Below are 20072 nucleotides of genomic sequence, written 5' to 3' on the forward strand. Positions count from 1 at the left end.
GCGGCTCATTTGCGGCTGGGGCCTTTGCGTTCTGCAGAGGCCGCCCAGAGGTTGATGTCGGCCTCGCGGGTGGTCCGGCGGATTTCCTCGAGTTCGGTCTCGGTGAAGTCGAGGTTGTCGATGGCAGCCACGCAATCGCGGATCTGCTCGGGACGTGAGGCTCCGATGAGGGCGGTCGTCACCCGTCCGTTGCGCAATACCCAGGCGAGGGCGAGCTGGGCGAGTGTCTGGCCGCGGCGTCCGGCGATCTCGTTGAGGGCGCGGATGGTGGCGAGATTTTCCTCGCTGAGGAAATCCGTCCTGAGCGACTTGCCCTGGTTTGCGCGGCTGTCTTCGGGAATGCCGTCGAGATACTTGTCGGTCAGCATGCCCTGGGCCAGTGGCGAAAAGGCAATCGAGCCGATGCCGAGTTCATCGAGCGTGTCGAGCAGCCCGTCATCCTCGACCCAGCGATTGATCATCGAGTAGCTCGGCTGATGGATGAGGCACGGCGTGCCAAGCTCCCTGAGGATCGCGGCGGCTTCGCGGGTGCGCTGCGAATTGTAGGAGGAGATGCCGACATAAAGCGCGCGGCCCGACCGGACGATCTGGTCGAGCGCCATCATCGTTTCCTCGAGCGGCGTGTCCGGATCGAAGCGGTGGGAATAGAAGATGTCGACATAGTCGAGACCCATCCGCTTCAGGGACTGGTCGCAGGAGGAAATCAGGTACTTCCGGCTTCCCCATTCGCCGTAGGGCCCCGGCCACATTTCGTAGCCGGCCTTCGAGGAGATGATCATCTCCTCGCGATAGGGCGCGAAATCGCTGCGCAGCATATCGCCGAAGGCGCTTTCAGCGGCACCCGGCTTCGGCCCGTAATTGTTGGCGAGATCGAAATGGGTGATGCCGAGATCGAAGGCCGTGCGGGCGAGGGCCAGTTTGGTTTCGTGCGGTGTGTCGTCGCCGAAATTGTGCCAGAGGCCAAGCGAAATCGCCGGCAGCTTCAGGCCCGACCGCCCGCAACGGCGGTAGGGCATTTTCTCGTAGCGGTTTTCGGCAGCGGTCCAGGGCATCATACGAGCAGAGCCTTCGCTGCATCGGGATCGAGGGCCGCGGGACGGGCGCAGCTCGTGGAGAGCTCGATGAACTCACCCTTCTCGCCGGATTCGAGGATTGCCGTCATCACATCGACGACGTGCAGCGCGAATTCGAGCGAGCAGCGATGCGGGCGGTCTTCCAGAATGGCGACACCCATATCGGCGAGCCCGGCGGTCCGGTAATTGGCGAAGGTGCGGTCGTTGGCCCGGCTGAAGGGGTGATCCCATTTCTCCGGAATGTTGACGAAGCCGGACTGTCTGGTCATCCGCACCTCACCGCCGAAGAAGTTCGGATCGGGTACGTGCAGCGTGCCTTCGCGGCCGTAAAGCTCCATGTTGGAATGGCCGTGCTGCCAGACGTCCCAGCTCGCGCAATAGGTGATCTGGGCGCCTGACTGGAACTGCAGAACCGCGTGGATGGTGGTCGGGGTCTCGACCTTGATCTTCTCGCCGTTTCGCGGCTGGGAGGTGATGGTGCGTTCTTCCGAACCCTTCGAGCTCATGGCGGCCACGCGTTTGACCGGTCCCAGAAGCTGGACAAGGTTGGAGATATAATAGGGGCCGAGATCGAGGATCGGGCCGCCGCCGGGCTGGAAGAAGAAGTCCGGGTTCGGATGCCACATCTCCATGCCCGGGCTCTGCACGAAGCAGGTGCCGGAGGTGATTGCGCCGACAGCCTCGCTGTCGACGAGCTTCCGGGCGAGCTGGTGGGCCCCGCCCATGAACGTGTCCGGCGCCGAGCCGATGCGCAGGTTCTTCGCCTCGGCGATCTTCGCCAGCTCCTTGCCTTCCGCGACGCTGAGCACGAAGGGCTTTTCCGAATAGACGTGCTTGCCTGCCTGAAGGATCTTCTTCGATACCTCGAAATGCGCGGCGGGAATGGTGAGATTGACGATGATGTCGATATCGCCTGCCGCCAGGATGTCGTCGACCGTCATCGCCTTGAGGCCGAATTCCGCGGCACGGGCCTTGGCGGCGTCCGCATCGAGGTCGGCGCAGGCGCGGATTTCGATGCCCCGGAAAAGGGGCGCGAGGCGCATATAGGCGGCGGAGATGTTGCCGCATCCGATAATGCCGATTCCAAGTGATTTAGCCATGTTATGCGTCTCAGAATGTCTTGAAGGTTTCGATGGAACGGGTGGCGAAGCGCTTCACGTCGGCGGGCTTGTCGTGCTCCATGACGAAGAGATCGACGCCGGCCTTCACGAGAGCCTGGTGGATGGTTTTCCAGTGCATCGTGCCGTGCCCGACATCGGCCCAGCCATCTTCGTCGGTGTTCTCGCCCTCGGGCGCGATGTCCTTGACGTGAGCGGTGGTGATGCGGTCCGCATAGCGCTCGATCCAGCCGATGGGGTTTTGCCCGCCGCGCACGATCCATGCGATATCGGCTTCCCACTCGATGTTCGGCGCCGTGTCGAGGATGATGTCCATCGGCAGGCCGCCATCGGCAAGCGTGGCGAATTCGAAATCGTGATTGTGCCAGCCGAAACGCAGCCCTGCATCGCGGACCTTTTCGCCGACTTCTTCCAGCCGCTTGCCGACCTCGCGCCAGCCATGGGCATCGGCCTTGCGCTGTTCAGGCGGCAGGGCCGGGCAGAACAGTCGCTCGATGCCGAGCGTCTTTGCGATATCGAGGACTTTCGGCATGTCGTTCTCGAAGGCGTCGAGCGGGAAGATGTGCCCGGAGGGCATCTTCAGTCCGTGCTTGTCGAGAAGCGCGCGGAAGGCGGCAGGGTCATCGTAATTGCCGCCAAAGCCCTCGACCTGGGTGTAGCCGAGATTGGCGAGCATCTCGATCACCTCCGGCCAGGGGGTGAACTCGCGTGCGGAATAAAGCTGGAACGATACATCCATGGTCACATACTGTCCTTGGCAGTGCAGGGAACGGGTCAGATCCGTTCTTCGGTTTTCTCGTCAAAAAGGTGAGCCCGGGCGGGATCGAAGCCGATCGTCAGCTTGTCGCCGTGTTCGACGGTGGCCTGCCCGTCCATGCGGATCCAGAAGAGCTGTCCCAGCGCCTCGAGCCGGGCGAGTGTGTCAGAGCCGAGCGGCTCGACAAGATCGACGGTCGCATCGATCGTGACCGGCATGGCATTGGCGGCTTCGCCGCTTGCGACATGTTCGGGACGGATGCCGAACCAGGCCGGTCCGTCCTTCGCGCCGGCCCCGGTCATTTCATAGCCGTCGAGCGGCATGGTGAGGCCCTCGGTCATGAAGCGCCGGCCCTCGATGGTGCCCTGGAAGAAGTTCATCGACGGCGAGCCGATGAACTGGGCCACATACTTGTTGACCGGCCGCATGTAGATCTCGTTCGGCGAGGCGAGCTGCATGATGGAGCCGCCGCGCATGATGGCGATGCGGTCGGCAAGCGTCATGGCCTCGATCTGGTCATGCGTCACATAGATCATCGTATTGTGCAGCTTCTGGTGAAGCTGCTTGATCTCGACACGAAGATCGGCGCGGAGCTTGGCATCGAGGTTCGAAAGCGGTTCGTCGAAGAGAAAGACGTCGACGTCGCGGACCAGGGCGCGACCGATCGCGGCACGCTGGCGCTGGCCGCCGGAGAGCGCCGCGGGCTTGCGCTCGAGCAGCGGCTCGATCTGCAGCACCTGGGCGGCGCGCCGGACGCGCTCCTCGATCTCGTCCCTGGAGACCCCGGCATTCTTCAGGCCGAAGCTCAGATTGCCCTTGATGGTCATCTGCGGGTAGAGCGCGTAGCTCTGGAACACCATGCCGATGCCGCGCTCGGAGGGCTGCGCCCAGGTGACGTTGCGTCCGCCGATGAAGATCTGGCCGTCGGACACGTCGAGCAGGCCTGCGATGCAGTTGAGAAGCGTCGATTTCCCGCAGCCGGACGAGCCGAGCAGAACAAGAAATTCGCCCTTGCCGATTTCGAGATCAAGGTTCTTGAGGACCTTCAGCGCTCCGAAGTTGAGCGAGAGGTTACGGATGGAGATACTCGGTTCCATGAGTTCGCCTTCAGCCTTTCACAGCCCCGGCGGCGATGCCGCGGACAAAGAGTTTTCCTGAGATGAAGTAGATGACGAGCGGCACCAGTCCGGTCAGAAGGGTCGCCGCCATGTTGACGTTATATTCCTTCACGCCCTGTACAGAGTTGACGATGTTGTTGAGCTGAACCGTCATCGGATAGGTATCGGGCCGGGTGTAGACGACGCCGAAGAGGAAGTCGTTCCAGATGCCCGTGATCTGGATGATCATGGCGACCACGAAGATCGGCAGGCTCATCGGCAGCATGATCTTGAAATAGATCGTCCAGAAGCCCGCACCGTCCACACGCGCCGCCTTGAACAGTTCCTCGGGGATCGAGGTGAAGTAGTTGCGGAAGAGCAGCGTCAGGATCGGCATTCCGAAGACGGTGTGAACGAGAACCAGTCCGCCGAGCGTGCCGTAGATCCCCATCTCGCGCAGGATGATGACCATCGGATAGAGCATCACCTGATAGGGGATGAAGGCGCCGAAGATCAGGATGGTGAAGAAGACATCGGCGCCCTTGAAGCGCCAGTTGGCGAGCGCGTAGCCGTTCACGCTGGCAATGACGATCGAGATGATCACCGAGGGGACGGTAATGATCACCGAATTCATGAAGCCGCGCGACAGCCCGTCGCAATTCAGGCCCGTACACGCCTGGGCCCAGGCTTTCACCCAGGGCTGAAAGGTGATCTCCATGGGCGGCGCGAAGATGTTGCCCAGCCTGATTTCCGGCATCCCCTTCAGCGAGGTGACGATCATGACGTAAAGCGGCAGTAGGTAGTAGACCGACACGACAATGAGCGTGCCGTAGATGAAGATGTTGCGGCGGGAGAAGCGGCGGCGCGGCCTGGGTCCGCGGGGACCGCCGTCAGCGCCCGCGCCAACCTCTCCGTGAAGCGTGATTCCGGTAGGATCAACCACGACGTTTCCCTCCGAATTCGAGATAGGCCCAGGGGATGAGAATGATGGCGACCGTGATCAGCATCATGGTCGAGGCGGCGAAGCCCTGGCCGAGATTCTGCCCGAGGAACATCATGTCGTAGACGTATTTGGCGGGCACTTCCGAGGCGATGCCGGGGCCGCCGCCGGTCTGGGCGACCACCAGGTCGTAGACGCGCACCAGGCCCGAGGCGATGATGACGAGCGTGGTGATGAAGACCGGGCGCATCATCGGAATGACGATGAAGATGTAAGTTTTCCAGGCCGGAATGCCGTCGACGCGAGAGGCCTTCCATATATCCTCGTCGATGCCGCGCATGCCGGCCAGCATCAGGCACATGATCAGTCCCGTGCCCTGCCAGAGCCCCGCGATCAGGATGCCGTAGATGACGATGTCGGCATTGTAGAGCGGGTCGAAATCGAAGCTCTCCCAGCCAAGTGCGCGAACGACTTTCGGGATGCCGAGGTCGGGATTGAGCAGCCACTGCCAGACAAGGCCGGTCACGATGAAGGACAGGGCGTAGGGGTAGAGCATGATCGAGCGGAACGTGTTCTCGAAACGGATCTTCTGGTCGAGAAGAGCCGCGAGAACGAAGCCGATCACCAGCGAGAAGACCATCGAGAGAATTCCGTAGATCAGGAGGTTCTCGATCGAAATCAGCCAGCGATTGGTGTTCCAGAGCCGCTCATACTGGTCGAAGCCGACCCATTTTTCGCGAGGCAGCAGCTTCGAGTTGGTGAATGAATACACGATGGTCCAGATCGTGCCGCCGAAGAAGACGACCATGGCCGTCAGGATCATCGGTACGGATGCGATCTTGGCATTGAGATTGCGGAACAGCTGGTTCGGACGTTTGGATGACATCCCGGGCCTCATTCCCCGTAATCAGGCACTTTTGACCGGCCGCCGGGGAAAGCTCCGGCGGCCGGATGTTCGGTGACGGGTTTCAGTCGGCGTTTTCGATCAGCTCGGCGAAGCGCTCCTGCGCGTCTTCAGGCGTGATGGACATGTCGCTGAAGAACTCGGTGAACATGCCTTCGATCTGCGTGGCGGTGTCCGGCGTGACCAACTGGTCAGCCGAGGCGATGACGTCGCCCTTTTCGAGGATCGCAAGCCCCTTCTTCATGCAGTCGTTGGCCGCATTGAGGTCGACGTCCTTGCGGATCGGCAGGGAGCCCTTCTTGAGGTTGAAGGCGACCTGCGTCTTGGCGTCGAACATGACGGATGCCAGTTCTTCCTGGGCCGCGCTCTTCTCCTCGTCATTGAGGACGGGGAAATAGAAGGCGTCACCATTGGTGGTCAGGAGTGCATTGTCGCCGAGGCCGGGCAGGCAGGTGTAATCCTCGCCGGCGACTTCGCCCGCGACCTGGAATTCACCCTGAGCCCAGTCACCCATGACCTGGCCGCCGGCCTTGTCGGTGATGACCATGTTGGTGGCCTGGTTCCAGTCCTGGACATTCGAACCCTCGGACATCTCGCGCGCGTCTGCGGCTGCCTTGAAGATCTTGGCCGTATCTTCGCTGCGCGCTGCTTCCGCGTCCTTGTCCTGATAGATCTTGTTGTAGAGTTCCTTGCCGCCCAGCGAGATGAGAAGCACGTCGAACAGACCTCGGCGCTGCCAGGCCTGGCCGCCGAGTGCGAGCGGAACCTTGCCGGCCTCGCGAAGCTTCGGCGCAGCTGCGACGAACTCTTCCCAGTTGGTCGGAACGGCGACGCCAACATCCTCGAATGCCTTGTTGGAGAGCCACAGCCACTGCCAGGAGTGGATATTGACCGGCACGCAGTAGATCTTGCCGTCGAGCGTGCAGGATTCGAGCAGCGACGGGGCCGCGACGACGTCCTTCCAGTTTTCCTTCTCGGCGACGCCGGTGAGGTCGCGCATCAGGCCGGCCTCGACGAGTTCCTGCGCCTGAAGGCCGTGGTTGAACTGGGTGGCGGCCATCGGATCGCCGCCGGTGATGCGGCTGATCATGATCGGGCGGGCTGTCGAGCCGCCGCCGGCGATGGCGCCATCGACCCACTTGTTGCCGGTCGCGTCAAAGGCCTTGGCCAGTTCGGCAACGGCTGCCGCTTCACCGCCGGAGGTCCACCAATGGGTGACTTCGAGGTCGGTGGCGTGGACGGCGGAGGCGGCGAATAGCGCCGTCGTCGCCGCAAATATCATGCGGATGGATTTCATGTTCTTCCTCCCTGTTCGAATGGCACCGAAGCTCCCACGACGGTGCACAATCCGTGAATTCAATCGTTTACATTGGTATCCTCTTCCCAATTTGTGAAATTCACTGTAAACGATTACATACATCATTTGCGCGAATGTGACGCGAGTCAACCCGTCTTTCGAGCAATTTGTACGATAAATGAAAAAGGAATCTCCGGCGTGCAGAAGGCGGCAAGAATCCAGGACGTTGCCCGCGCTGCCGGCGTATCGACCGCGACAGTAAGTCGTGCCTTAAGCAGTCCGGAATTGCTGAGCGAGGCGACGCGGAAACTGGTTCTCGAAGCCATCCGGTCAACCGGATACCGGGCGAACAAGGCGGCGCGGACCCTGCGGACCCAGAAGGCCGGCGCGGTCCTTGTCCTGGTACCCAATCTCGGCAATCCGTTCTTTTCGCAGATTCTCGCGAGCCTCTCCGATGTGTTCATGGGAACCGACTATTCGGTCCTGATCGCGGATACCGAGGAGCACCCGCCAAGTGACCGCAATCTCATTGATTATTTTCGCGATTCCCGCATCGACGGCATGATTTCCCTGGACGGTGCGCTGACGCTTCAGGAGATGCGCGACTTCCATGAGCATGGTGTTGCCAACCGCATCGTTTTCGCCTGCGAGTGGGTGAAGGATTCCGAAATTCCCTCGGTGCGCAGTGACATTGTGCTCGGCGCGCGCCTGGCGGTGCGACACCTGCATGAACTGGGGCATCGCAAGATCGCCCATGTGGTGGGACCGGAAAAGAACGTCCTTTCACAGGCCCGCAGGCAGGGAGCGCTCGAGGAGTTCGCCAGGCTCGAGCTCCCCTTTGAAAAGGAGTGGCTCTTGAAGGGCGAATTCTCGCTTGAATGCGGGCGCGACGTGGCCCGACAAATCCTGGCGATGAACAATCGCCCGACAGCGGTCTGCTGTTCTTCCGATCAGGTGGCCTTCGGCCTCATCGCAACCCTGACCGCCGAGGGCGTCAGGGTGCCGGACGATATTTCCGTCGTTGGCTTTGACGATATCGAATTGTCGGAGTTCTACGTTCCGGCGCTCACCACGATCCGTCAGAACCGCTCAGCGCTCGGCGAGCGCGCAGCCTCATTGCTCATGAACCGCATTACGCCGCGGCCGATCGCGGCAGAGGAAGAGCCGTCATCGGCGGACGCGCTCGTGGTGGTCGATGTCGAACTGGTGGAGCGTGCCAGCACCGCCCCGCCAAGGGCGTAGGCAAGGTCTTGCATCGATCCTCGGCGAAGCGTGATCGGTCCGCCAATTGACAAGATGCTTTCCGGCGCGCAGTCTCCCCGTGCTCACCCGGGGGGTCCCGACAAGGGGCTGAGATACTGATGGCCGGGCTGCCTTGATGGCATCCGTGCAGCGCAGTGACCCGATGAACCTGATCCAGTTCATACTGGCGTAGGGATGGTGCACCGGCTGCGCGGAAGGTTCTCGGACTTCCTGTCTCGTCAGATCACAGACGTGTTCTCCCGCAGTCCTTCCCATTCGATACGGCGAACTGGGTCTCCAACGCTTCGAGCTATGGAGGCTCCCAACCATGACTGACACCTCACCCAAGGTCACGACCGGCCCGCTGCCCGCGTCCCGGCGCGTGTGGCATCCGGGCACGCGGTACCCCGCTATCCGGGTTCCGATGCGCGACATCGATCTTCACCCGTCATCCGGCGAACGGCCGATCACCGTCTATGACAGTTCGGGTCCCTATACCGATCCGGAGGCAGTGATTTCCATCGAGGCGGGATTGCCTCGGCCGCGAGAGGCCTGGGTCGCAGCGCGCGGCGATACCGAGCAATACCGCGGACGGCATGTAAGGCCCGAGGATAACGGCTTTGCGGAGGGAAGCCGGCTGACCCCGGAATTTCCCGTAAGGCACGAACCGCGCCGTGCGACCGGAGGAAGGGCGGTCACCCAGATCGCCTATGCGCGAGCGGGTGTGATCACGCCCGAAATGGAGTTCGTCGCCATCCGTGAAAATCTCGGACGACAGCAGGCAAAGGCCGCGCTCGAGCGAGATGGCGAGAGCTTCGGGGCGGAGATACCGGATTTCATAACGCCGGAATTCGTCCGGAGCGAAGTGGCGAGGGGCCGGGCGATCATCCCTTCCAACATCAATCACCCGGAAGCCGAACCGATGGCGATCGGTCGCAATTTCCTCGTCAAGATCAATGCCAATATCGGTAATTCGGCAGTGACATCGTCGATGGCGGAGGAGGTCGAGAAGATGGTCTGGGCCACCCGCTGGGGCGCCGATACGGTGATGGACCTCTCGACCGGACGCAACATCCACAATATCCGCGACTGGATCATCCGCAATTCACCGGTGCCGATCGGTACGGTGCCGCTCTACCAGGCGCTCGAAAAGGTCGGCGGCATCGCCGAGGGTCTTACCTGGGACGTCTATCGCGACACGCTGATCGAGCAGGCCGAGCAGGGCGTGGACTATTTCACCATCCACGCCGGCGTGCGGCTGCACATGATCCCGATGACGGTGAGCCGCGTGACGGGCATCGTCTCGCGCGGCGGCTCGATCATGGCAAAATGGTGCCTGCACCATCACCGCGAGAGCTTTCTCTACGAACATTTCGGCGAGATATGCGACATCGCGCGCGCTTATGACGTCGCGTTCTCCCTGGGCGACGGGCTGCGACCCGGCTCGATTGCGGATGCCAACGACCGGGCGCAGTTCGCGGAGCTCGAAACGCTCGGTGAGCTCACGCGGATCGCCTGGGCCAAGGATTGCCAGGTGATGATCGAAGGCCCGGGCCACGTGCCGATGCACAAGATCAGGGAGAACATGGACAAGCAGCTCGCAGCCTGCGGCGAGGCGCCGTTCTACACGCTCGGACCGCTGACCACCGACATCGCGCCGGGCTACGATCACATCACCTCCGGCATCGGTGCGGCGATGATCGGCTGGTTCGGCACGGCGATGCTCTGCTACGTCACGCCCAAGGAACATCTGGGCCTGCCGGACCGCGACGACGTCAAGACCGGCGTCATCACCTACAAGATCGCCGCCCATGCGGCCGATCTCGCCAAGGGGCATCCTGCCGCCAGCATCCGCGACGATGCGCTGTCGCGCGCCCGTTTCGAGTTCCGCTGGGAGGACCAGTTCAACCTCTCGCTCGATCCCGAAACCGCGCGCTCGATGCATGACGAAACCCTGCCGAAGGAGGCGCACAAGGTGGCGCATTTCTGTTCGATGTGCGGGCCGAAATTCTGCTCGATGCGCATCTCGCACGATATCCGCGCCGAGGCACAGAAGGAGGGCATGGCGAAGATGGCCGAAAAATTCCGCGAAGGCGGAGAACTGTATCTCCCGACGGAGGGTGCCCGATGACCTTCGCCGAAAACCATACCAGCATCACCCGCCAGAGGCCGTCGGAGCTCCTCGCGCTGATCCGCGCCGAGCCGCCGCTCGTCCAGTGCATCACCAATTTCGTGGCGATGAACATCGCGGCCAACGTTCTGCTCGCGGCGGGCGCCAGTCCCGCGATGGTGGGCGATGCGGAGGAGGCGGGCGAATTCGCGCGGATCGCGGGCGCGCTGACCGTCAATATCGGTACGCTCTCGCCACAGATGATGGAGGGCGCGCGGGCGGCGATTGCCGGCGCGCACGAGGCGGGTCGTCCGTGGGTGCTCGATCCCGTGGCCTGCCAGGCGACGGCCTACCGGCGCGCCGCGTCCGCCGAACTGGCGGGGCTGAAGCCGGCCATCATCCGCGGCAATGCCTCGGAAATCCTGTCGCTCGCCGGCGAGGAAAGCCACGGCCAGGGCGTCGACGGCCGTGATGGCGTGGAGGCTGCGGAGACCGGAGCGAGGCGGCTTGCCGCAAAGACCGGGGCGATGGTTGCGGTTACCGGCGAGATCGACCTCGTCACCGATGGCAAGCGGGTGGCACGGATCGGCGGCGGTTCGTCCTACATGCCGATGAACACGGCGATGGGCTGTTCTCTGACCGGGCTCTGCGGGGCCTATGCGGCCGTAGCGGTCGATCCTTTCGATGCAGCGGTCGGAGCGCTCGCCCATTTTGCCGTCGCCGGAACACGGGCGCATCGCGAGGCAAGGGGACCGGGCAGTTTCGCGTCTCTCTTTGTCGATGCGCTTCATGCCGTGGAGCCGGGAGATCTCGAGCGCGAAGCCGAGGTCGCGACATGAAGCTGTTCGATCTCTCGCTCTATCTCGTTCTCGATCCGGGCCTCTGCGCCCGGACCGGAATGGTCGAGACCGCCCGCCGCGCCGTGGCGGGCGGAGCGACCATGGTGCAGTTGCGCGACAAGGAGGCTTCGAGCGAGCGCATGGTACGCACAGGCCATGCGCTCAAATCTGCGCTCTCGGGCACTGGCGCGAAGCTGATCGTCAATGATGACGTGGAGGCCGCACTCGCGATCGGTGCGGATGGCGTTCAAATCGGACAATCCGACTGGAGCGCCACGGACGCCCGGGCACGCCTCGGCCCGGCGGCAATCATCGGCGTCACGGTGGAGACGCCGGAACTGGCGCGCCTCGTCGATCCGGAGGTGGTCGACTATGTGGGCGCCGGACCGGTTTTTGCCACGTCAACCAAGCCCGATCACAAGCAGCCGGTGGGTTTTGCCGGCCTGGCGGCGCAGGTTGCCGCGAGCCCGGTTCCAGCCGTGGCAATCGGCGGGCTGAAGGCCGAGCATGTGACGGAGGTGCTTGCGGCCGGGGCCGAGGGGATCGCCGTGGTGTCCGCGATCTGCGGTCAGCCGGATCCGGAACGCGCGGCGCGGTCGCTATGGGCGGAAATCGCCGTTGTCCGGTGGCTGGGCGAGGGCCACAGCGCATGAAAATGGTGCAGGGGACCGTGTCCCCTGCCCACATCGAGCTGATCCGATGCGGCGAGGGCCGCATGAAGATAGGATTTGGCCAGGCGGACCGCCTCGATCACCGGATATCGTGGAAGAAGCGCCGCTATCGCCGAGGACAGGGTGCAGCCCGTGCCGTGATCGTTGCGCGTCGCGATGCGGGGCGCTGAAAGGATGATCGTTCCATCGCTGCCATGGAGCAGGTCGTTGCTCTCGTCACTGCCGGCCAGATGCCCGCCCTTGAGCAGGACCCATTTCGCCCCGAGCGAGAGAAGTTCGGGCAGGGCGGCTTGCATGTCGCCGGACGTCCAGTCGCCTCCCGCGCGTCCGAGAAGCACCCCGGCTTCCGGCAGGTTCGGCGTGATCAGTGTCGAGAGCGGAACCAGCAGTTCGCGGATGGCGGCAACCGCATCCTCGTCGAGAAGCCCATCTCCGCTCTTGGCGACCATCACCGGATCGAGCACGACCGCGCCGATCTCATGCCGGCGCAGCCTCCCGGCGATCGCTTCCACGATCCTCGCATTCGCGACCATGCCGATCTTTACGGCGTCGATCCTTACGTCCTCGCAGACCGCATCGATCTGGTCGGCGACGAAGGCGGGTTCGAGCGCGACATAGGAGCGGACGCCTTGCGTGTTCTGCGCCACCACGGCGGTGATCGCGGAGGTCGCATAAGCGCCGAGTGCGGAGAATGTCTTGATATCGGCCTGAATGCCCGCGCCACCGGAAGGGTCGGTGCCGGCAATGGTGAGAATGTTCGGGATGGTCTGCATGGCGGCCTCTTTCACGAGGCCGGCAAAGGCGGAAAAGCGCTGTGCTCCCGTCCCTTCGCCGGCATGATCCGGATCAGGTTCGAAGGGTCACTGCGCCGCGCGCCGAAAATCGGCGAGCCGTCAGTTTCTCAGCCCCCTGCCGGGGCTCCCCTGGGTACAGTCGAAGGTAACAGGCTTTGCCCGCAGTTCAATGGCGGGCGGGAAGATCAGCCGACGAAGGCGCGCTCGATAACAAACTCGGCCGGCGCATTGTTGGCGCCCTCGGTCAGGCCAAAGCTTTCGGCAAGTGCCTTCAGTTCCTTGGTCATCTCGATCGAGCCGCAGATCATGATGCGGTCGACCGCCGGATCGAAGGGCTCGGTGCCGAGATCGGTAAACAGCGAGCCATCGGCGATCTTCGAGGTGATACGGCCCATCCGCTCATGGGGTTCGCGGGTCGTCGTCGCATAATGGGTGAAGTGTTCCCGGGCAAACTCGCCGATCAGCGGATCATTGGCGATTGCGTCCGCCAGTTCCTGCCCATAGGCCAGTTCCCCGACATCGCGGCAGGTGTGGGTCAGAACCACGTCCTCGAACTTCTCATAGGTTTCGGGGTCGCGGGCGAGGCTGGCGAACGGGGCAATGCCGGTACCGGTCGAGAGCATCCACAAGCGGCGGCCCGGGGTCAGCGCGTCGAGCACCAGCGTGCCGGTCGACTTCGGCCGCAATAACAGGGTATCGCCCGGCTGGATCAACTGGAGATGCTGGGTCAGCGGACCGTTCTCGACCTTGATCGAGAAGAATTCGAGCTCCTCATCCCAGGAGGGGCTGGCGATCGAATAGGCGCGGTAGACAGGCTTTTCGGCGTTCGGCAGGCCGATCATGGCGAATTCGCCGGACCGGAAGCGGAAGGACTGCGGCCGGGTGGTGCGGAACGAGAACAGCCGGTCGGTGTAATGTTTCACCGAAAGGATCGTTTCAGCGTGTACGCCAGCCGGAATCGGGAATTGCGGTTGCTCGTTTCCGGTGGTCTTGACCTGAATGTTCATCTCAACTCGTCCCTGGATGCGCCATTCCGTAAGCGCGTGTTCGTTCGGTGATCCGGGTTTCCCCGGGCGTCACTTCGTACCGATCATGTCGCCAGATAACGGAGGTTCTCCGCGCGGCTTCGATAGCGGCTTTCGCACCTGCACACAAGACGTCCCGACCATTTGAAACTGCGGCCGTTGGTCCCGTCTGGCAGGTGCGGGCGCATAATGGGGGCGAGTTGATCGCCAGGACAGGAACCAAATTCTCCCGATGGGGGCGTGGTTGAAAAGTATCGTTCGAGGACAAGCCCGTCAGTGAGTATGACCGGCCTCTCGCGGTCCTGACGCCGCCGAACGATCATTTTCACGATAAGCGGATTTGCCGCGCAGGCTTCCCGGGGGCTTGATCCCCGACGGTCATCGCATGGACATGTCTGAAAATCCTCCGGATCGAGCTGGGCTGCTACATCGCGGCGGTCTGGCGGTCACGATCGTAAGCGGCCTGGACGAGTGTCCGCATGACGGCGAGGCCGAAGCCTCGCGGGTTGTTCCTGATCAGCCGATCGATGGTGACTGCCCGCTCCGCGGTCCAGTCGAGATAGTCCTCCTCCGCAATCCGCATCGTTGCCCCGAAACAAAATCGTATAGGATACAGGATTGTATTGATGCGAGCATTGTGTCTGATGTTCCACTCGCGGGTGACCGAGGAGGCACTCAACGGACATGACGATCTGCTGGCGGCCTTTGCCGCGGGCGACGCGGACTGGGCGGAGAAGGCGATGCGGGTCCATATCGAATGCTCGCGCGACCGCCTGCTTCTGGCTTTCGAATGAGGAGTTGTCCCCGGGCCTGAAAGCGTCGCTTGCGCGGCCCGGGTGATTTTTGAGACCAGCGGACGGGACGGGAGCCTGACCGCGACCATTCAACAGGAGGAGTGAGAATGGCTGGCAAGAAAATCCTGATGCTCACCGGTGAATTCACCGAAGAATACGAAATCTTCGTCTACCAGCAGGCGATGGAGGCGGTGGGCCATACCGTCCACGTCGTCTGTCCCGACAAGAAGGCCGGCGAGGTGATCAAGACCTCGCTGCACGACTTCGAGGGCGACCAGACCTATACCGAGAAGATGGGCCACTACGCGCTCATCAACAAGACGTTCTCGGAAGCCGAGAACGAGCTGGACCAGTACCACGCCGTCTATTGCGCGGGTGGACGCGGGCCGGAATATATCCGCACCGACAAGCGCATCCAGGCCATGGTGAAGCACTTCCACGAAACGGAGAAGCCGATCTTCACGATCTGCCATGGTGTCCAGATACTCGTGGCCGTCGATGGCGTGGTGCGGGGCAAGAAGGTGGCCGCGCTCGGCGCCTGCGAGCCCGAAGTCACACTCGCCGGCGGCACCTATATCGATCTGTCGCCGACGGAAGCCTATGTGGACGGCACGATGGTTTCAGCGAAGGGATGGACGGCTCTTGCCGCCTTCATCCGGGAATGTCTCAAGGTGCTGGGCACGGAGATCAGACACACCTGACCGGGTTGCCGCTCGCCCGGACAGAGAAGGCCCCGGTGGCTCGTTCCACCGGGGTTTTTCGTGCGCGACCGCAGGGTCAGTACTTGTCGGGAACGTAAAGTTCCGACGGCAGGATGCGGCGCTCGTAATCCTCGTTGAAGACGCGCTCCGGAAGGTCGATCGGCTCGTCGGGGACCTCTTCGTAGGGAAACAGCGACAGAAGGTGATCCATGCAGTTGAGCCGCGCGCGCTTCTTGTCGTTGCCTTCCACGATGTACCAGGGGGCTTCGGGCATGTTGGTGCGCTCGAGCATTTCTTCCTTGGCCTTGGTGTAATCCTCCCAGCGCACGCGGGACTGCAGATCCATGGGGGACAGCTTCCACTGCTTGAGCGGATCGTGCACCCGCATGAGGAAGCGCAGCTGCTGCTCTTCGTCGGTGATGGAGAACCAGTACTTGACGAGAAGGATGCCGTCGCGGGCGAGCATGCGCTCGAATTCAGGCACGTCCTTGAAAAACTGCTCGACCTCGTCGTCATTGGCAAATCCCATGACGCGCTCGACGCCGGCGCGGTTGTACCAGGACCGGTCGAACAGCACGATTTCGCCGCCCGCCGGGAGGTGGGGCACATAGCGCTGGAAGTACCATTGCGTCTTCTCGCGGTCCGACGGGGCGGGGAGGGCGACGACGCGAACGACACGGGGATTGAGCCGCTGGGTGATGCGCTTGATCACGCCGCCCTTGCCGGCGGCGTCACGACCCTCGAAGAGCACGACGACGCGCTTCTTGTGATGAATGACCCAGTCCTGCAGCTTGATGAGCTCGGCCTGGAGTTTCAGCAGGGCCTGGAAATACTGACGCCGCGGCATGGTCTCGCCATGGGCGCGGTCGTAGATCTTGCGGATCTCCATGGACAGAATGGCGTCTTCGAGCTCGATCTCGTAATCCTCGTCGAGCGTGTCCTCGAGTTCCACCTCCAGCCAGTCCTTCGTCTGGTGGCGCTGCTCGGGCTCGTCCATCGTCTGTCTCCATTTGCCGCTGTGATTCCTGCCGCCTCGATAATATGCCTTCCATTGCAGTTTTATGACAACCGCGCGGGAGGCCTGTCGTCGCGCGGTCTCAGCGGACCTTGAGGAGGATCGACACCAGTGTGAGCGTGACGGCCATGTGCACCATGGCGAAGCGGGCAAGAACCTGGCTGTTCGACCAGTGGTGGTTCTTGCGCACGTGGTCATGCAGCGGAAAGCGGATGCCGGAGAACAGGCTGAGCTTGAAGAAACGCAGCATGGCGACCTTGAAAAGGCCGGTGGCGCCGTTGGCGAGGATCACCCCGGCACACACGACAATCAGGAACGGGTTGCCGCTGACCATCACGAGAATCCCGATCAACAACCCGATGGGACGCGAACCGGCATCGCCCATCATCACCGAGGACGGCGGCACGTTGTACCAGAGATAGCCGGCGAGGCAGCCGCAGGTGATCGCGCAGACGATTGCCCATTTGTAGCCGTCGGCGTCGAACGGAAGCAGCAGGTAGCGCGACATCTCGATATGGCCGATGGCCATATAGAACAGAAGCCCCAGCACGGCGATCGAGATCAGCGCGAGCGTGCCCGACAGCCCGTCGACGCCGTCCGAGCAGTTGAGGGCGTTGATCGAGAACCAGATGATGCCGACGGCGACAGGGATGTGCAGCCAGGCCGGGACCGTGAGGATGTCGGCGGTGAAGGGAAGCCAGACCTTGGCGGGTTCGAAGCCGAAAATGATGACCGCTGCGGCGCATGCGAGAAGCAGGTCGCAGAGGCCGAGCGTCAGTTCGCTCAGGCCGCCCGACTTGTCATCGATGTAACCGAGCACCGAGGCCGCCACGATCAGAAGCATCGAGCAGTAGATGCGCATGTCGAAGGGAACGAAGAGGAAGGCGGCGACGGCAATGATGCCGATCATGATGATGCCGGCGGAAATCGGCTTGCCGACGCTCGCGGCGGAATCCACCGCATGGGCGCGGCCACGGTCGGTCGGCAGGTATTTGGACAGAACCGGGATCAGGATCATCGCGGAGATCGCCGCGACCATGGTCCCGATCGCCGCGAGCATGAACGAGGACGTCAGAAGCCGGAGCGGACCCCAGCTGGGTGCGAGAAAAGCTGCAATGTCGCTGATCATTACGGAAGGTTCCCCGGTCTATCGGCTGTGCTCTTAGCTGGTCACGGGGCTGATTGAAAGCGCCCGAAGCGTTGAAATTGGGGCGATGCGACCGCAAGCACCCTGCGGTGACAGTTTTCCACCACTCAGAAAACTGTCACGCGACTGACATGTAACTGGATCATTTAGCTCCAATCCCGAATTTCCCAAGGAGCACCCAGAATGGCAATCGTTTCGAAGATGAATGGCGGCGTTTGCCTTGCCGCTGTCACCGCCGTACTTCTGACGGCCACCGCAATGAGCGCTTCGGCGGAGCCGGTATTCAACCGCAGCGCGTCTTTCCCGGTCGCCCAGAACCTTCCCGACGATGTCGATCTTTCCACCGAGACCTCGTCCGAGATCATCGCAGCCAGCGAAGACGGCATGACGCTCGTCTACTCGGACAGCCCGTTGGGGGCGATCGGCTTTGTCGACATCGCCGATCCGAAAGCGCCGAAGGCGGGCGGTTCCGTCAGGGTCGAAGGCGAACCCACTTCCGTCACCGTCAAGGGCGGCAAGGCCTTTCTCGCGGTCAACACGTCCGAAGACTACGTCAACACGAGCGGCCAGTTGCTCACCATCGACATGGAAAGCCACGAGATCGAGGCAAGCTGCGATCTCGGCGGTCAGCCGGACTCGGTTGCGGCTGCACCGGATGGCTCGTTCCTGACGGTAGCGATCGAGAACGAGCGCAACGAAGATCTTGACGACGGCAAACTGCCTCAGATGCCCGCGGGCGACCTCGTCATCCTTCCGCTGTCGGAGGGGGCCGTCGACTGCGGTGCGATCATGCATGTCGACGTGACGGGACTGGCGGAGATCGCGCCGGAGGACCCCGAGCCGGAATTCGTCGACGTCAACTCGAAGGGCGAGATCGCGCTGACGCTGCAGGAAAACAATCACATCGTGATCGTCGACGGCAAGTCGGGCGAGATCATCTCGCATTTCTCCGCCGGTACGGTCGATCTGGATGGAATCGACGTCGAGAAAGACGGCAAGCTCGATTTCACCGGCTCCCTCAAGGGGCTCAAGCGCGAGCCCGACACGGTGAAGTGGGTCGATGACGACCGCATCGTCGTGGCGAACGAGGGCGACTACGAGGGCGGTTCGCGTGGCTTCACGATCTTCACCAGGGACGGTGAGGTGGCCTACGAATCCGGTGCTTCCTTCGAGCGGGAGATCGTGCGTCTCGGCATGTTCCCGGACAAGCGCGCCGGCAAGAAGGGCGTGGAGCCCGAAGGTCTGGCCGTCGCCGAATTCGATGGTCAGAACTATATCTTCGTTCTCTCCGAGCGGGCTTCGGTGATGGGTGTCTACAGGGATACCGGCGGGGACCCCGAGCTGGTGCAGATGCTGCCGTCGGGCGTCGCGCCGGAATCGGCCGTCGCCATCCCCTCGCGCGGACTCGTCGCCACGGCCAACGAAGCCGATCTGGTGGAAGACGGTGCCGCCCGTTCGCATGTCATGGTCTACCAGCTCGGCGATGGTCCGGCGGATTTCCCGCAGATCGTCTCCGCCGACAAGGATGGTTCGCCGATCGGCTGGGGTGCGATGTCGGGCCTGACCGCCGATCCCGAAGTTCCGGGCAAGCTCTATGCGATCAACGATTCCTTCTACGCCAACCAGCCTTCGATCTTCGTGATCGATGCCAATCAGACGCCGGCCGTCATCACCGACGTCATCCGCGTGACGAAAGACGGCGCGCCGCTCGCGGGCCGCGACCAGGAAGGCATCGCGGCTGACGGACAGGGCGGCTTCTGGATCGCAAACGAGGGCAATCCGGAGAAGGAGCTGTTCCACGCCATCTATCATGTGGACGCCACCGGCGCGCTCGTCGAGGAAGTCGCCATTCCCGAAGACCTCAACGCCCAGCAGGTGCGTTTCGGTTTCGAAGGCATCACCCTGGTCGGTGAGGGCGGCGACATGACCCTCTGGATGGCCGTGCAGCGTGAATGGAAGGACGATGAGAAAGGCTTCGTGAAGCTCGTCTCCTACAAGCCCGCGACCGGGGAATGGGGCGCGGTGTCCTATCCGCTCGACGCGAGCGAGAAGGGCTGGGTCGGCCTGTCGGAAATCGTCACCCATGAGGGGGCGGTCTATGTCATCGAGCGTGACAACCAGATCGGTGACGCGGCCAGCATCAAGAAGCTCTACAAGGTTGCGATCGATGAGCTTCAGCCGGCACCGATCGGCGGCGAACTGCCGGTGGTCAGCAAGGAACTCGTGCACGACTTCCTGCCGGATCTCGCCTCGCTCACCAACGGCTACGTGGTCGACAAGCTCGAAGGCTTCACCTTCGATGCCGCCGGCAACGCCTTTGCCATTACCGACAATGACGGGGTGGACGACTCCTCCGGCGAGACCTTGTTCTGGAAGATCGACATGACCGCGACCAACTGAGAGCGACATGGTTAACACAACACCCGGCCAGAAATGGCCGGGTGTTTCTATCACGCAGATAGTAGCGTAAATTTTCCCGGAAAACGGGCATTTAGGTGATTAACGTTTGCTAAAGCGGGGGGCGGATATACTCGGCGTCGTAGTATTG

General features: G+C 62.5%; 18 protein-coding genes, 1 pseudogene and 2 riboswitches. Of the genes and pseudogenes, 7 read left to right on the forward strand and 12 right to left on the reverse strand.

The window, feature by feature from the left end:
- Positions 1 to 5 precede the first annotated feature (5 nt).
- From mgrA to E2A64_RS14785, 7 genes are all read right to left on the reverse strand, one after another.
- Positions 6 to 1052, reverse strand: a complete 1047-nt coding sequence (gene mgrA / locus E2A64_RS14755; protein ID WP_133285519.1) for an L-glyceraldehyde 3-phosphate reductase — start codon at positions 1050 to 1052, stop codon at positions 6 to 8.
- A complete protein-coding gene (locus E2A64_RS14760) occupies positions 1052 to 2173 on the reverse strand; it encodes a Gfo/Idh/MocA family protein (protein WP_133285265.1) in 1122 nt (373 codons plus the stop codon). The genes mgrA and E2A64_RS14760 overlap by 1 nt, the downstream gene beginning before the upstream one ends.
- 10 nt (positions 2174 to 2183) lie before the next feature.
- Entirely contained in the window at positions 2184 to 2930 is a 747-nt protein-coding gene (locus tag E2A64_RS14765) for a sugar phosphate isomerase/epimerase family protein (protein WP_133285520.1), read from the reverse strand.
- A gap of 35 nt (positions 2931 to 2965) precedes the next feature.
- Positions 2966 to 4045, reverse strand: a complete 1080-nt coding sequence (locus tag E2A64_RS14770) for an ABC transporter ATP-binding protein (RefSeq protein ID WP_133285266.1) — start codon at positions 4043 to 4045, stop codon at positions 2966 to 2968.
- Between the two features lie 10 nt (positions 4046 to 4055).
- Positions 4056 to 4988 carry a carbohydrate ABC transporter permease gene (locus E2A64_RS14775; RefSeq protein WP_174235806.1) on the reverse strand — a complete coding sequence of 311 codons (933 nt, stop codon included), beginning with the start codon at positions 4986 to 4988 and terminating at the stop codon, positions 4056 to 4058.
- Positions 4981 to 5871, reverse strand: coding sequence for a carbohydrate ABC transporter permease (locus tag E2A64_RS14780; RefSeq protein ID WP_133285267.1), 891 nt, complete (start codon positions 5869 to 5871; stop codon positions 4981 to 4983). Before E2A64_RS14780 ends, E2A64_RS14775 begins: the two co-directional genes overlap by 8 nt.
- Positions 5872 to 5953: 82 nt before the next feature.
- Positions 5954 to 7186, reverse strand: a complete 1233-nt coding sequence (locus tag E2A64_RS14785) for an ABC transporter substrate-binding protein (protein WP_133285268.1) — start codon at positions 7184 to 7186, stop codon at positions 5954 to 5956.
- Positions 7187 to 7384: 198 nt separating this feature from the next.
- On the opposite strand from E2A64_RS14785, the gene E2A64_RS14790 reads away from it, so the two are divergent.
- From E2A64_RS14790 to thiE, 4 genes are all read left to right on the forward strand, one after another.
- Positions 7385 to 8428, forward strand: a complete 1044-nt coding sequence (locus tag E2A64_RS14790) for a LacI family DNA-binding transcriptional regulator (RefSeq protein ID WP_133285269.1) — start codon at positions 7385 to 7387, stop codon at positions 8426 to 8428.
- Between the two features lie 78 nt (positions 8429 to 8506).
- Positions 8507 to 8642, forward strand: a riboswitch (TPP riboswitch).
- A gap of 114 nt (positions 8643 to 8756) precedes the next feature.
- The gene (gene thiC, locus E2A64_RS14795) at positions 8757 to 10559 is read left to right on the forward strand and encodes a phosphomethylpyrimidine synthase ThiC (protein ID WP_133285270.1); all 1803 of its coding nucleotides are present in this window, start codon (positions 8757 to 8759) and stop codon (positions 10557 to 10559) included.
- Positions 10556 to 11377, forward strand: coding sequence for a hydroxyethylthiazole kinase (gene thiM, locus E2A64_RS14800; RefSeq protein ID WP_133285271.1), 822 nt, complete (start codon positions 10556 to 10558; stop codon positions 11375 to 11377). The genes thiC and thiM overlap by 4 nt, the downstream gene beginning before the upstream one ends.
- Positions 11374 to 12030 carry a thiamine phosphate synthase gene (thiE, locus tag E2A64_RS14805; RefSeq protein WP_133285272.1) on the forward strand — a complete coding sequence of 219 codons (657 nt, stop codon included), beginning with the start codon at positions 11374 to 11376 and terminating at the stop codon, positions 12028 to 12030. The genes thiM and thiE overlap by 4 nt, the downstream gene beginning before the upstream one ends.
- On the opposite strand, the gene thiD is transcribed toward thiE, so the two are convergent.
- The 3 genes from thiD to E2A64_RS14820 form a co-directional block, all read right to left on the reverse strand.
- Positions 11946 to 12821, reverse strand: coding sequence for a bifunctional hydroxymethylpyrimidine kinase/phosphomethylpyrimidine kinase (gene thiD / locus E2A64_RS14810; RefSeq protein WP_133285273.1), 876 nt, complete (start codon positions 12819 to 12821; stop codon positions 11946 to 11948). The genes thiE and thiD overlap by 85 nt on opposite strands.
- Positions 12822 to 12853: 32 nt before the next feature.
- A riboswitch (TPP riboswitch) is annotated at positions 12854 to 12983 on the reverse strand.
- A gap of 44 nt (positions 12984 to 13027) precedes the next feature.
- Entirely contained in the window at positions 13028 to 13849 is an 822-nt protein-coding gene (locus E2A64_RS14815) for a ferredoxin--NADP reductase (protein WP_133285274.1), read from the reverse strand.
- A 442-nt stretch (positions 13850 to 14291) separates the two neighbouring features.
- Positions 14292 to 14450, reverse strand: coding sequence for a hypothetical protein (locus E2A64_RS14820; protein WP_194086918.1), 159 nt, complete (start codon positions 14448 to 14450; stop codon positions 14292 to 14294).
- Positions 14451 to 14508: 58 nt separating this feature from the next.
- Between E2A64_RS14820 and E2A64_RS14825 the strand changes: the two are divergent.
- Both E2A64_RS14825 and E2A64_RS14830 read left to right on the forward strand, forming a co-directional pair.
- Positions 14509 to 14661 (forward strand): annotated as a pseudogene (locus tag E2A64_RS14825) (FCD domain-containing protein); the annotation flags it as partial.
- A 107-nt stretch (positions 14662 to 14768) separates the two neighbouring features.
- On the forward strand, positions 14769 to 15362 hold the full coding sequence (locus E2A64_RS14830; protein ID WP_133285276.1) for a DJ-1/PfpI family protein: 594 nt from the start codon (positions 14769 to 14771) through the stop codon (positions 15360 to 15362).
- Positions 15363 to 15438: 76 nt separating this feature from the next.
- Here the strand turns inward: E2A64_RS14830 and ppk2 are convergent, their stop codons facing one another.
- Together ppk2 and E2A64_RS14840 are read right to left on the reverse strand one after the other, a co-directional pair.
- A complete protein-coding gene (ppk2, locus tag E2A64_RS14835; RefSeq protein ID WP_133285277.1) occupies positions 15439 to 16359 on the reverse strand; it encodes a polyphosphate kinase 2 in 921 nt (306 codons plus the stop codon).
- 100 nt (positions 16360 to 16459) lie between these two features.
- Positions 16460 to 17506, reverse strand: coding sequence for an MraY family glycosyltransferase (locus E2A64_RS14840; RefSeq protein WP_133285278.1), 1047 nt, complete (start codon positions 17504 to 17506; stop codon positions 16460 to 16462).
- 201 nt (positions 17507 to 17707) lie between these two features.
- On the opposite strand from E2A64_RS14840, the gene E2A64_RS14845 reads away from it, so the two are divergent.
- Complete coding sequence (locus E2A64_RS14845; RefSeq protein ID WP_244598312.1) at positions 17708 to 19924, forward strand: esterase-like activity of phytase family protein; 2217 nt, start codon at positions 17708 to 17710, stop codon at positions 19922 to 19924.
- Positions 19925 to 20072 lie beyond the last annotated feature (148 nt).

Source organism: Pseudohoeflea suaedae, from assembly GCF_004354915.1.
Taxonomy (GTDB): Bacteria; Pseudomonadota; Alphaproteobacteria; order Rhizobiales; family Rhizobiaceae; genus Pseudohoeflea; species Pseudohoeflea suaedae.